General features: G+C 64.1%; 16 protein-coding genes. 11 read left to right on the forward strand and 5 right to left on the reverse strand.

Annotation, left to right across the window (positions count from 1 at the left end; all coding sequences use genetic code 11):
* Positions 1 to 44 precede the first annotated feature (44 nt).
* From KZ820_RS18120 to KZ820_RS18145, 6 genes are all read left to right on the forward strand, one after another.
* Positions 45 to 2,012, forward strand: coding sequence for a copper resistance system multicopper oxidase (locus KZ820_RS18120; protein WP_219750264.1), 1,968 nt, complete (start codon positions 45 to 47; stop codon positions 2,010 to 2,012).
* The gene (locus KZ820_RS18125) at positions 2,009 to 3,220 is read left to right on the forward strand and encodes a copper resistance protein B (protein ID WP_219750265.1); all 1,212 of its coding nucleotides are present in this window, start codon (positions 2,009 to 2,011) and stop codon (positions 3,218 to 3,220) included. Before KZ820_RS18120 ends, KZ820_RS18125 begins: the two co-directional genes overlap by 4 nt.
* Positions 3,221 to 3,291: 71 nt before the next feature.
* Positions 3,292 to 3,954, forward strand: a complete 663-nt coding sequence (locus tag KZ820_RS18130) for a hypothetical protein (RefSeq protein WP_308462275.1) — start codon at positions 3,292 to 3,294, stop codon at positions 3,952 to 3,954.
* Between the two features lie 35 nt (positions 3,955 to 3,989).
* On the forward strand, positions 3,990 to 4,592 hold the full coding sequence (locus KZ820_RS18135) for a DUF305 domain-containing protein (RefSeq protein ID WP_219750266.1): 603 nt from the start codon (positions 3,990 to 3,992) through the stop codon (positions 4,590 to 4,592).
* A gap of 74 nt (positions 4,593 to 4,666) precedes the next feature.
* Positions 4,667 to 5,032 (forward strand): DUF305 domain-containing protein, encoded by a 366-nt coding sequence (locus KZ820_RS18140; protein ID WP_219750267.1) that lies wholly within the window; start codon positions 4,667 to 4,669, stop codon positions 5,030 to 5,032.
* Between the two features lie 97 nt (positions 5,033 to 5,129).
* Entirely contained in the window at positions 5,130 to 5,537 is a 408-nt protein-coding gene (locus KZ820_RS18145) for a DUF411 domain-containing protein (protein WP_219750363.1), read from the forward strand.
* A gap of 40 nt (positions 5,538 to 5,577) precedes the next feature.
* On the opposite strand, the gene KZ820_RS18150 is transcribed toward KZ820_RS18145, so the two are convergent.
* Together KZ820_RS18150 and KZ820_RS18155 are read right to left on the reverse strand one after the other, a co-directional pair.
* The gene (locus tag KZ820_RS18150) at positions 5,578 to 5,793 is read right to left on the reverse strand and encodes a hypothetical protein (RefSeq protein WP_219750268.1); all 216 of its coding nucleotides are present in this window, start codon (positions 5,791 to 5,793) and stop codon (positions 5,578 to 5,580) included.
* A 405-nt stretch (positions 5,794 to 6,198) separates the two neighbouring features.
* On the reverse strand, positions 6,199 to 6,966 hold the full coding sequence (locus tag KZ820_RS18155; protein WP_219750269.1) for a glutaredoxin family protein: 768 nt from the start codon (positions 6,964 to 6,966) through the stop codon (positions 6,199 to 6,201).
* Between the two features lie 63 nt (positions 6,967 to 7,029).
* Here KZ820_RS18155 and KZ820_RS18160 point away from each other — a divergent pair, with 63 nt between their 5' ends.
* The 5 genes from KZ820_RS18160 (at position 7,030) to KZ820_RS18180 (ending at position 10,493) form a co-directional block, all read left to right on the forward strand.
* Entirely contained in the window at positions 7,030 to 7,434 is a 405-nt protein-coding gene (locus KZ820_RS18160; RefSeq protein WP_219750270.1) for a MerR family transcriptional regulator, read from the forward strand.
* 148 nt (positions 7,435 to 7,582) lie between these two features.
* On the forward strand, positions 7,583 to 8,995 hold the full coding sequence (locus KZ820_RS18165; protein ID WP_219750271.1) for an ISNCY family transposase: 1,413 nt from the start codon (positions 7,583 to 7,585) through the stop codon (positions 8,993 to 8,995).
* Positions 8,996 to 9,037: 42 nt separating this feature from the next.
* Positions 9,038 to 9,499: a hypothetical protein gene (locus KZ820_RS18170; RefSeq protein ID WP_219750272.1), complete on the forward strand. Its 462-nt coding sequence runs from the start codon at positions 9,038 to 9,040 to the stop codon at positions 9,497 to 9,499.
* 75 nt (positions 9,500 to 9,574) lie between these two features.
* A complete protein-coding gene (locus KZ820_RS18175; protein ID WP_219750273.1) occupies positions 9,575 to 9,865 on the forward strand; it encodes a hypothetical protein in 291 nt (96 codons plus the stop codon).
* Between the two features lie 229 nt (positions 9,866 to 10,094).
* A complete protein-coding gene (locus tag KZ820_RS18180) occupies positions 10,095 to 10,493 on the forward strand; it encodes a VOC family protein (RefSeq protein WP_308462276.1) in 399 nt (132 codons plus the stop codon).
* A gap of 133 nt (positions 10,494 to 10,626) precedes the next feature.
* Here KZ820_RS18180 and KZ820_RS18185 read toward each other — a convergent pair whose 3' ends face one another.
* The 3 genes from KZ820_RS18185 to KZ820_RS18195 form a co-directional block, all read right to left on the reverse strand.
* Positions 10,627 to 10,968, reverse strand: coding sequence for a hypothetical protein (locus KZ820_RS18185; protein WP_219750274.1), 342 nt, complete (start codon positions 10,966 to 10,968; stop codon positions 10,627 to 10,629).
* Positions 10,969 to 11,271: 303 nt separating this feature from the next.
* Complete coding sequence (locus tag KZ820_RS18190) at positions 11,272 to 11,847, reverse strand: TetR/AcrR family transcriptional regulator (protein ID WP_219750275.1); 576 nt, start codon at positions 11,845 to 11,847, stop codon at positions 11,272 to 11,274.
* Positions 11,844 to 12,212, reverse strand: a complete 369-nt coding sequence (locus KZ820_RS18195; RefSeq protein ID WP_258048325.1) for a DMT family transporter — start codon at positions 12,210 to 12,212, stop codon at positions 11,844 to 11,846. Before KZ820_RS18195 ends, KZ820_RS18190 begins: the two co-directional genes overlap by 4 nt.
* Positions 12,213 to 12,231 lie beyond the last annotated feature (19 nt).

Genomic DNA, 12,231 nt, shown 5'->3' on the forward strand with positions numbered 1-12,231 from the left:
GGATGAGACGGGCCGATATCGGCCCCACCCTACGAGGAGTTTCCATGTCGCGCGTTCTCGACCGCCGCCAGATGCTGCGCGGCGCCGGTCTGGCAGGAGGCGGGCTCGCGCTGTCGGCCTATATGCCGGCATGGGCGCAGCCCGTGTCCGCCGGTATTGCCAAGCCGTTGCCGACCGTTTCAGGTGCCGACATCACGCTCAAGGTCGCGCACCAGATGATGATGATCGACGGGCGGCAGAGCCACGCGATCGGCATCAACGGCACGGTGCCCGCGCCGCTCATCCGGCTGCGCGAGGGCCAGAACGTGCGCCTCCATGTCGTCAACGAGCTGGACGAGGAAACCTCAATTCACTGGCACGGCCTGCTCGTACCGTTCCAGATGGACGGCGTGCCCGGGATCGCCTTCCCGGGCATCCCGGCGCGCTCGACCTTCACCTACGAGTTCCCGATCATCCAGAGCGGGACCTACTGGTATCACAGCCATTCCGGGCTTCAGGAGCAGGAAGGGCATTACGGCCCGATCCTGATCGATCCCAAGAACCCCGACCCGGTGCAGTTCGATCGCGAGCACGTCGTCGTGTTGTCCGATCACAGCTTCCACCACCCGCATTACCTGTTCGACCGGCTCAAGAAGGAGTCGGGCTATTTCAATCGACAGCGCCAGACCCTCGCCGGCCTCCTCAACGGCAAGGACCAGTCGCTGAAAGAGCGGTTGGAATGGGGCAAGATGCGGATGGACCCCGCCGACGTCGCGGACGTTACGGGCTCGGTCTACACCTACCTCGTCAACGGTTACGGTCCGAAAGACAACTGGACCGCACTCTTCAAACCTGGTGAGCGGGTGCGGCTGCGCTTCATCAACGCATCGTCGATGACCACCTTCAACGTCCGCATCCCGGGCCTGCCGATGACGATCGTCGCGGCCGATGGCCTGAACGTCCGTCCGGTCGAGATCGACGAGTTCCAGTTCGGTCCTGCCGAGACCTATGACGCGATCGTCACCCCTCCCGACCTGCGCGCCTATACGCTGGTCGGAGAGAGCGTCGATCGCTCCGGCATGGCGCGCGCGACGCTCGCGCCGCGCGAGGGTATGGCGGCCGAGGTCCCCCCGCTCCGCAAGCGTCCGCTTGCGACCATGAAGGACATGGGCATGGGCGGCATGGACCATGGCACGATGGACCATGGTGCGATGAACCACGGCGCTATTAGCGGCGCTGCGGGATCGATGGCCGGCATGGACCATGCTGCAATGGGGCATGGCACTAGCACCGACACGATGCCGGGCATGGATCATTCCCAGATGAATCACGGGGCCGGTGCAGCAGCGAGCGGCATGGCAGGCATGGACCACGGCCAGGCCCAGGGCGGCGCCATGGCGGGAATGGACCACGGCTCCGGCGCGATGCCGGCGACGAACGGCGATCAGATGGCCGGGATGGACATGGGCGGCATGAGCCATTCCATGCGCGACTTCAGCAATGCCCCCGAGGTGAAGAAGGGGCCAGGCGTGCAGACCATCTCGCCGATGCCGGTCGATCGCACCGGCGATCCCGGGCAGGGACTGGAGAACGTCGGGCATCGCGTTCTCACCTATCGCGACCTGATGGCGCTCGACCGTAATCCGGACACGCGCGCGCCAGAGCGCGAGATCAAGCTCCACCTCACCGGCAACATGGAGCGCTACATGTGGGGCTTCGACGGCGAGAAATTGTCGGAGAACCCCGATCCGATCACCCTCCTTCACGGCGAGCGGGTGCGGGTGACGCTCATCAACGACACGATGATGGGCCACCCGATCCACATTCACGGCCATTTCTTTGAGCTGGTGACTGGAAAGGGCGACCATGCGCCCCGGAAGCATACTGTGATGGTCCAGCCAGGCGGCACCGTCAGTTGGGATGTGACCGGGGAGGAAGGCGACTGGGCCTTCCACTGCCACATGCTCTACCACATGCACGCCGGCATGATGCGCGTTGTCCAGGTCCGCAAGGCCGGGGAGGCCGCAGCATGATCCGGGCGCTCCTCCTCGCCGGTTTGGCACCGCTTTGCCTCGCCGCTCCCGCATTCGCGCAAAGCATGGATCACTCCATGATGCCGGGCATGAAGATGCCCGGGATGACGATGCCCGCCAAGAAGCCGGCTGCGAAAGCGAAGCCGACAGCGAAGAAGCCGGCGATTAAGCGCAAGGCGCCGGTCCGGAGCACCGCTGCACGTCGAACGCAGCCGGCAAGGACGCCGGATGCCGACCCTCATGCCGGACACGACATGAGCGGGATGCAGGGAATGGATATGGGCGGTCAGCAGGCCACGCCCGCTCAGGACCCGCACACCGGGCACGATATGTCGGCCATGCCTGGTATGGGAGCATCGACGGGTGCAGCCCAGGACGCACACGCCGGTCATGACATGAGCGCGATGCCGGGCATGGCGATGCCAGGCGATCAGCCCGCCGCGAAGGTCGGAACCGACCTACCCCCCGGCAACAAGCCCGCTCCCGCGCCTGCCGGGGATCACCTCGCCGATCGCTTCTGGGGGGCGGACGCCATGGCCAACTCGCGCGAGAACGATCTGCGCCGCGAGCATGGCGGGATGACCGTCTATCAGATCCTCTTCAACCTCGCCGAATATCAGGCGCGCAAGGGAGGCGACGGCTATCGCTGGGACGGCGAGGCATGGATCGGGGGCGACATCAATCGCTTCACCCTGAAGACCGAGGGCGAGGGTACGTTCGGCAAGCCGCTCGAACAGGCCGAGGTGCAGGCGCTCTACAGCCGCGCGCTTGATCCCTATTGGAATCTTCAGGCGGGCGTCCGCCACGACTTAAAGCCCAATCCCTCGCGCACCTATGCGACGGTGGGGATCGAGGGCTTGGCCCCGGGCTGGTTCGAGGTGGAGGGAGCGCTGTTCCTGTCCGACAAGGGCGGCGTGCTGGGTCGCGCAGAGGGCTATTACGATCAGCGCATCACCAATTGGTTTGTGCTCCAGCCCCGGGTGGAAGCCAACTTCTCCGCCCAGGATGTGCCGGAAACCGGCACCGGCTCGGGACTCACCGACCTCGAGGCCGGGCTTCGTCTCCGCTACGAGGGCCGTCGCGAGTTCGCCCCTTATATCGGCGTGTCATGGGAACGGCAGTTCGGGGACACGGCACGCTTCACCCGCGCACGCGGTGACAACACGGGCGGCTTCAGCTTCGTCGCGGGCGTGAGGACCTGGTTCTGAGGCCGCGGCTGCGCCTCCATATCGGTGCGAGCAAGGTCCACCGTTGGCTTGCTCTCCTGATCGGGGCGCAGGTGATCGTGTGGTTCACCAGCGGGCTCATTATGAGCCTGCTGCCGATCGACACGGTACATGGCGACCACCGCATCGATCGCGATGCCGAGCCCGTGCTCTCGGCCGCCCAGGCATTCGCACCCGTCCCCGCGCTGTTGTCGGCTGCCGGCGCGCCAGTTCGCCAGCTCCAGCACCGCGTGCTGCTCGGTCGACCTGTGGTGGAGGCTCAGCTTGCGGCCGGCGGTGTTCGGTTGCTGGACGCCCGCACCGCGGCCGTGCTCCCGCCGATCGACGCGGCTACCGCCGGCATCATCGCCAAGAGGGCGTATCGCGGCAAAGCCGTTGCCCCGACAATGGAGCGGATCGAGCGGGCCAGCACCGAGTATCGTGGTGCGCTGCCGGCATGGCGGGCGTCATTCGCCGATGACGATGCCACCCGCATCTATGTCGCAGCCGAGACGGGCCGGCTGACGTCCGTGCGCACCGGAACGTGGCGGCTGTACGACTTCTTCTGGGGCCTCCACATCATGGACTGGACCCAGCACGAGCGTTTCAACACGCCATGGCTGAAGGCGTTCGCCGCCGGCGGTCTCGTGTTCGGGGTGGCGGGCGCGATCCTCTTGTTCATGCGCTGGCCGCGTCGTCGGCGAAAAGCTCAAGGGGTGCGGCAGGGAGCCGCGTAATACTCTTTGGGCGAGGTTCTACAGGAGTGTGTGCGATGGACCCCCATGACCACCAGTCCGGCCAAAGCGGCGGGATGGGAATGAGCTACGGACGGTTCGCCGCGATGATCGCGACCTCCACCGTCGTCATGTTCGGACTCATGTACCTGAACACCTACGCGTTGAGCCACGTCGAATACAGCCAGACCAGGACATGGATGGCGATCGTCATGGGCGCGGTGATGGCGATCATCATGCTCGGCTTCATGTGGGGCATGTACCCCAACCGGCGTGCCAACCTCGGCATCGTCGCCGGTGCGATCGTCGCCTTTGCCGGCGCTCTATGGCTTGTCCGCAGTCAGGAAACCGTGGGCGACGTCGCCTACATGAAGGCCATGATCCCGCATCATTCGATCGCGATCATGACCAGCGAGCGCGCGCACATCAAAGACCCCGAGGTGCGGAAGCTGGCGGACGGGATCATCGACGCCCAGGTGCGTGAAATCACCCAAATGAAGCGGGCCATTGCGCGCCTCGATGCGCACCCTGTGCCTGACAATGCACCCGATCTTCCTTCCTATCGGGACAAGCAGGTTGCTCCTCCCCCGCCGGAGACGGACGAGAGTGTCGGTGTAAACACGCTTCAGCCGATCCGTTAATCTCAGCCGCCTTGAGGGATGGTGCGTCGGGGCGCGTATCATTTTCACGGGCGGGGGCCACGTGGAGAATCCAGATGAAGATGATCGCGACCATGACCGCCGCCCTGCTTGCCGCCTCACCGGCGCTTGCCCAGCAAGCCGGGCATCAGGGCATGAACCATTCGGGCATGATGCAGCCGACCGCGGCTGATCCCTACGGCCCGGACATGATGAAGATGCACGAGCGCATGATGGCGGCGAAGGGCGCCGACGCCGGCGAGACGTGGATTCGCCAGATGATCGAGCATCACCGCGGCGCGGTCACGATGTCACAGACGGCGCTCCGAAGCACCCAGAACGTAGAAATCCGGCGCGAGGCGCAGAAGACCATCGACAGCCAGAACCGCGAGATCGCGACATTGAACGCGATGCTTCGCAAGATGGGCAAACGCCCCCAATAATGGACGCGAGCCCGGCCCCGTTTCACCGGACGGGGGGCAGGCTTTCGAGGAGTTGAGGATGAGCCGTTCTTTCCGCGCCGCTATGGCCGTGTTGTTGATGGGTGTGCCTGCGGCAGCGATGGCAGCGGCCGACATCACCATGCATCGCGATCCGGGTTGCCCGTGCTGCGAGAAATGGGCGCAGCAGGTGAAGGCGCAGTTCGGCCGTGCCGTGCGCGTCGTGGACGATGCAAATCGTCCAGCGCTGATGAAGGCCCGTGGTGTGCCCGGCGACCTTGCGTCATGCCACACCGCGATCATCGACGGCATGACCTTCGAGGGCCATGTGCCGATCGTCGATATGAAGCGCGCTCTGGCGACCAGACCCAAGGGCGTGACCGGACTTGCGGTCGCGGGGATGCCGATGGGATCGCCGGGGATGGAGATGCCCGGCATGAAAGCCCAGGCCTATGACGTGATCGCGTTCGGACCGGGTGGACGTCGCGTTTACGCCCACCACGGGTAAGTAGCGGCGGGAGCGGTCTTCCGCTCCCGCCGCCCCTGTATCAGTGCTTCATGCCCGACATGTCGTGGCCGGCATGGTCGCCGTGCTTGCCGTCCTTCATGCCGGCGCAGCAGTCGCCCTTCTTGCCGTCTTTGTCCTTGCAGCAGTCCGCACCGTCCTTGCAGCACGCCATGTCGGCACAGCACGAACCGGCCGCGAACGCGACACCGGGGATCGCCAGCGCCAGAGCGGCGCCGATCAGCTTGAACTTGGTCATCAGTAACTCCGTCGATTGAATGTGTGGGATCGGGATCGTCACACGGTTCGCGGAGGAGGCGTGGCCGGGGGGATGGGCATTCCTGCGAGGCCAACGACAGGCAGAGGGCGGAAAGCCATGCGTACCGGAGGGGCAGCATCGACCGGTGCCAGCGCACCGGTCTGAACGGCCGTGCATGGGGTCGAGCAGGCCGCCTGCTGCGGCGCCTTCCCCGGCTTCGGCTTGCCCTCGCAACCTGTCATTTTCGACGCGACCGGCGAGGCGTTCGCAACCGCCTCGCAGATCGGCCCCAGGCGCATGACCAGCACCACCGCCAACACGGCCAGAGCCGCGAGGCGGAGCATACCGGCAAGACGGGGCAGTCGGCGTTCCATACTCGCTATCGGCCCCGACAGACGATCGATGTCAATGTGCGATCGAGAGCGCTGCCGGTGCAGCTACCATCCAGAGCGCCATAGCGACCATCATCACGTTCTCGGTGAGCGACAGGAAGCCCAGCGGCACGTTGCTGTCCCCGCCCACGCAGGCACACTTCAGCTCGCGCTTGTCGACATAGACCGCCTTGATGACCGACACCGCGCCGATCGTACCTATGACGAGCGCGATCGGCACCGACAGCCAGGTCAGCGCACCCGCGGCCATCAGGACGCCCGCCGCCCCTTCCGCGTAGGGATAGACATACGAATAGGGCACCCAGCGCTTCGCCAGCAGATCGTAGTTCAGGAACATGCTCGAAAAGCTCTCGACGTTCTGGAGCTTGAGCAGGGCCAAGACGCACATCGAAAAGGCGATGAACCATTCCCCCGCGCGCACCGTGAACGGCGTGCCGAAAGCGGCATAGCTGGCGGCAAGCGCCATCAGCGCCGTCATGGCGAACACCGCGATCACCGGCCGATAGGTGACGGCCTTGGGATCGCGAACCGCCTTGCCAAAGAAGCGGCGCAGATCGTCATAGCCCCCTACCCGTTCGCCTCCGATGAAGGTTTGCGGGGTGGTTTTCACGCCGTGCTCCGCCTTGAAGGCGTCGGTTTCCTCCCGCGTGCGCAGCCAGTGGTCCTCGACCTCATAGCCCTCGCGGCGCAGCAGGTCCTTCGCCTTGAGCCCGTAGGGGCAGGTGTGCGTCGGCATCACCATTCGATAGATCGTCGCCTTCTTCGGTGCCAACGTCGCCATTCGTCTTCTCCGGCCTTTATGCCGGACCTATATGGCGTCCGTACCATAGTACGGAGTCAAGACATGGCCGGCATGACGATCGCGGGGCTCGCGCGGGAAGGCGACGTCGGGGTTGAGACGATCCGCTACTACCAGCGCCGAGGCCTCCTCGACACGCCCGATAGACCAAACAACTCCGGGTCGGGCGGCGGTATCCGTCGTTACGGTCCGGATGAGGCTCGCCGGCTCCGGTTCATCCGCTCTGCCCAAGTCGCGGGGTTCACGCTGGAGGAGATCGCCGAGCTGCTGCAACTCGATGCCACCGATGATCGCGCGCGAGCGAGGGAGATGGCAGCCGTCCGGATCGCGGAACTGGACCGCAAGATCGCCGAGCTGGAGAAGGCGCGCAGCGCGCTTGCGCGTTTGGCGCACGATTGCAGTCGATCGGATGAAGGCCCCTGCCCCATTCTGCTGGCTTTCGACCAATAGATTTAAGCATGGTGTCAAAACCGTCCGGTTGTGATGCTGTAGACGCAACGTACAAATGGCACACTCCCGCTAGTTAGAAATGGCACAGCGGTTCTGCAGCGGGCCTCCGGTGCCATAACCGTCCTCGTACATTGAGGATGTGTGAGCGATGACGGTGCTGACTATGAGTGCTGCCGAAGTGAGCCGGTTGGATACGCTGATGCGGCTCGACCGCGGTGAGATCCGGCCGGTCGATGCCATGGCGCTGCTGGGCCTGCAGCGCAGTCAGCTGTACCGCCTGCTCAGGCGCCTCCGACGAGATGGCGCGGCCGGCCTCGTGTCCCGCAAGCGCGGGCGCCCTAGCAACAGGCGGTTCAGCGATGCCTTTCGCGACCAGGTCGTTGGTATCGTGCGCGAGCGCTACGCCGACTTCGGTCGGACGCTGGCGTGCGAGTACCTGGCGGAGCAGCATGGTATTACGCTCTCGCGCGAGACGCTGCGGCAGATGCTCATGGCGACCGGCGTGTGGAAGGCCAAGGTTGCCAAGCGAGCCCGGCTTCACCAGCCGCGCTACCGGCGCGAGTGTCGCGGCGAGCTGGTGCAGGTCGACGGGTCGGACCACGACTGGTTCGAGGGCCGCGGCCCGCGTTGCACGTTGCTGGTCTACATCGACGATGCCACGAGCGAGCTCATGCACCTGGAGATGGCGGAGAGCGAGAGCGCCTTCTCCTACATGCGCGCGACCCGGAGCTACCTCGAGCGCCACGGCAAGCCGGTGGCCTTCTATTCGGACAAGCACAGCGTCTTCCGGAACAACAACGCGACCGCCGACAGCGACGGGATGACGCATCTCGGCCGCGCGCTCGACAAGCTCGGCGTCGAGATAATCTGCGCCAACTCGCCACAAGCCAAGGGACGTGTCGAGCGCGCCAACGGCACGCTGCAGGATCGCTTGGTCAAGGCGATGAGGCTGGCGGGCATCTCGTCCATCGACGAAGCCAACGCCTTTCTCCCCTCCTATGTCGCCCAGCACAATGCCAGGTTCGCCTGCGCCCCGGCCGACCCGCGCGACGTGCACCGTCCACTCGCCGCGCACGAGAACGTCGAGGCGGAGATGGTGTGGCGTGAGGAGCGGACCGTCACCGCGTCGTTGGCGCTTCACTACAATAAAGCGATGTTCATCCTCGAGCCGACGCCCCTCACCCGCTCGCTGGCGCGCAAGCGCGTGCATGTCCGCGAGTACCCGGACGGCTGCATCGAGATCCGCCACGGCGAGCGCGTGCTACCCTACCGCGTGTTCGACAAGATGCGCCAGGTGAACCAGGCCGCTATCGTCGACAACAAGCACCTGGGTGCCGCACTTGCTATGGCTCAGGCTATCCAGGCAGCGGCGCCGCATCACGCCAAGCGCAACAACAGCGAGCCGGCACGCAGCTCCGGGTCAATCGGCGTCTTTGCCCGCCCCGCCCCTGCTCCCGGTAAGGTCGACCGACGCCGGCTGTGCACGCCGAAGCTGAAGCGCGGCGCTCGCCTCTCCAACGAGGAGTTGGTGGCACGCGGCCTTGGCGAGTACGTCCGTTAGCGCCCACTAGCAGACATGCGGATTCCCGATCATTGTGGGGCTATGCGTTACCTGATGATCGCTGTTCCGGCTCTTATGGCGAGCACCGCTCAGCCCATGGCCTCGTTGCGGGTTGAAGGCGAGCGCTCGACCTTTTCAGTGGTCGTCGAAAAAAGTGCCCAAACGGGCTACGAGATCCGGATCAGATGCGTGGCCGCGTGCGACCTACCTATCGATTTTCACGAACCTATTGATGATGTCCCCATGGGATTGTTCACCCGAGATCAGGACGAACTTGTTTTCTCCTTGTGGAGTGGCGGCTCGGTCTACCGGGTTCGCGTCTGGCAGGTGGGCGACCGGGCCGTCCGCAAGGTGGCAGAACTTTCGAGTCGCGGAAGACCCGACTTCCTGACGGACGAAGCGGGTCGTGCGGCGATCCGGACGTACGAGGCCGACGGGGGCGTTGACCCGATGAAACCGGTGCTGAGATCGTTCGTCCGAGGTCGCTTTGTGGTCGCGCCCTGACGGCAGCTTTCGCCCAGTTGCGGGCCTTCATGAGATCCGGCTAATCATTTGCGAATGGAGTGGAAGGTTCGAGCGGTGAAGCTGATTGCCTTATGCACCATGATCGGGCTTTCCGGGTGCGGTCAAAGTCTCCCTCCGATGTCGAGAGCATTGTTCGGGGAGGCAGTGAAAAGGTGCGCGCTCCGCCTGACCACATATACCTACCGTGAAGGGCTTTTGATTGATGAGCCGCTGGTCAACTTCACGAAAGAACCAGATCCCGCAAAGGCTCACGCTTGCTTTAATGCCGCGTTGGATAAGATAACTCGTGAGATGACCGAGCGAGGCGTCGACCACATCGGCTACATCTGGGAGTCGCGAGCCTGAGGTTGCGAATGTCCGCTTTTCTGCCAACTCGGACACGAGCGCCATCTTCGCGGCCGGCTGGCGCGCGGCACTCAGTCCGCCAAAGGCATAGCCAACCAACACCCCGTCCGGTGTCCGTTTACGCCCAGTAGCGGACATTCCAACGGCCCAGGGGTGACCGCGGATTATGGACGGGTTAGGTGAGACAGCCAGTGGCGATCGGATGCGATCAGCCGTCAGGAGAGAATGCGTGCTTTTTCACACCATGGTCGGATCGAACGACATCGAACGCTCTAAGCGCTTCTACGATAAGGTGCTCGGCACCTTGGGTGCAGGGGAGGGGACGCGGAACATCGCCGACAGCGGCCATACACGTTTAATTTACAACAACGGAAGCGGCACCAACTTCATCGTCAGCCAGCCGATCAACGACGAACCTGCAAGCGTGGCGAACGGCAGCACCGTCGCCTTTTCCTGCGACTCGCCCGAGCAAGTGAAGCTGCTTCATGACACCGCCGTTTCTGCTGGCGGAACCTCGATCGAAGCTCCGCCCGGACCGCGCGAAACCGCCTCCATGGGCACCATCGAGCTTGCCTACTTTCGTGATCCCGACGGCAATAAATTGTGCGGCATTCATTTTCCCGCCTGATCCGTTCGATATGGGTCCGCTTCTGACGCAAGCGGACCTAGATCATGCGATCCTGCGAATGTCCGCTTTCCTGCCAATGTCAGACGCTAAAGGCGCGTCTGTCCGGGAACGGAGCTGAATGGCCGAGAGTGGGTTAGCCGTCGCCCCGATGCAGCGTCTTTTCGATGAGCCAAAAGTGCAGATGCTGTACCACGAGGAAAAGAAGGCCGGTGCCGATGAGCCCCGGCAGCACCATGCCCTCTTGGCCCGGCCGGGGCTGCAGGTTCATCGCCAGCGCAGCATTGATCGCCAGAACGCCGATTGCCAACGCAGGAATGAATGAGAGAGCCAGCACCCGAGGAGCAGACCACGTCACGTCTCCGGTCAGCCACCATTGCATTGGGAGTCGATCCTCACGACGGAAGCGCGAATTTGCTCGGATCGCTAATCCGCAGAGTAGCAGACCAAAGAAAAGTGCGATGCCGAACATGGCCATACGACTACCCTCCGACCCGAGGATAGCGGCTTAAGCAGCGCCTGCAACGAGGCATTGGAGCTCGTCCATCGCATGACCGAGCCGGCTGCTGTCGCAGCGGGTCCAAACGTCCGCTTTCCCTGCCAATTTCGGCCATTCAGCCGTGGCGCCGGCCGCACCCACCTCGAACGTCTGAGATGATAAATTTGCGGACTGACCGTTTTCCGACCGACCGTTTTCAGACCGGTAAGCGCGCATCGTGGTCGCTGGTTGACCCCGAGCTGCTTTCCCAAAAACGATGGTGTTTTGGGAAACCGACCGTCCTTACCTGCTGCGGTCGTCGCCCTGGGTTGCTAGCCTGGTGTATTCGATAAGGCGAACGCGCAGCGCGTCGATATCGATCGGGCTGATCCCTGTCGTGGCGGCGATCCATCCGCCGTCCGCAGCGAGCCTGACCACCTCCAGCGTGGGGTCATGATCCGCTAGGCAGGCAGCCAGACGCTCACCCAGCCACTGATACCATCGCCGCGTCAGAGCATTGTCGCCGAACAACGTGCCGGTGAGTGCGGCCCAGATATGACGGTTGCCATCGTCGCGCGCGAGCGCGGTGTTGACGTAGGCACGAGTAAACCGCCCATGCTCAACCGGGTCGTCAGCCATCAGGCCGTCCAATTGCCGATCGAGCTGTTCCAGCAACATGTCGAACATCGCCACGATCAGGGCGTCGCGATCGGCGAAATGATGGAACAGCGCGCCCTTGGTGACGCCCGCATTGGCGGCGACTGCCGCGACCGTGACGTTGGCGAGCCCACGCTCTGCCACGAGGACGGCAGCGCCGTCGATCAGCGCCTGCCTGACCCGTTCGGGGTCTTTCCTGCGGGTGCCGACCTCGCTTTTCAATGCGCGCCCGACTTCGAGAAGGCGTTCACCACGATGACACCGGCGACGATCAGTCCGATGCCGGCGACCGCGATCCAGTCGAGGCGCTGCTTGAAGACAACGACGCTGACGACGGCAGTCAGGATGATGCCGACGCCACCCCAGATCGCATAGGCAATACCGAGCGGAAGGTGCCGTAGCGCCTGCGCCAGCAGGTAGAAGGAAGCCGCGTAGAAGGCAGCGGACGCGAGCGTTGGAACCAGCTTCGTGATGTGTTCCGATCGGGCGAGAAGCGTTGTGCCGATCACCTCACAGACGATGGCACCGCCAAGGGCGGCCCAGGACATCATCATTGGATTCATCGCGAAAGGGACCTTTTCCAGCAAACGGGGGTTCCCTTGCATC

Origin of the sequence: Sphingomonas citri (assembly GCF_019429485.1) — a bacterium.
Classification (GTDB): Bacteria; Pseudomonadota; Alphaproteobacteria; order Sphingomonadales; family Sphingomonadaceae; genus Sphingomonas; species Sphingomonas citri.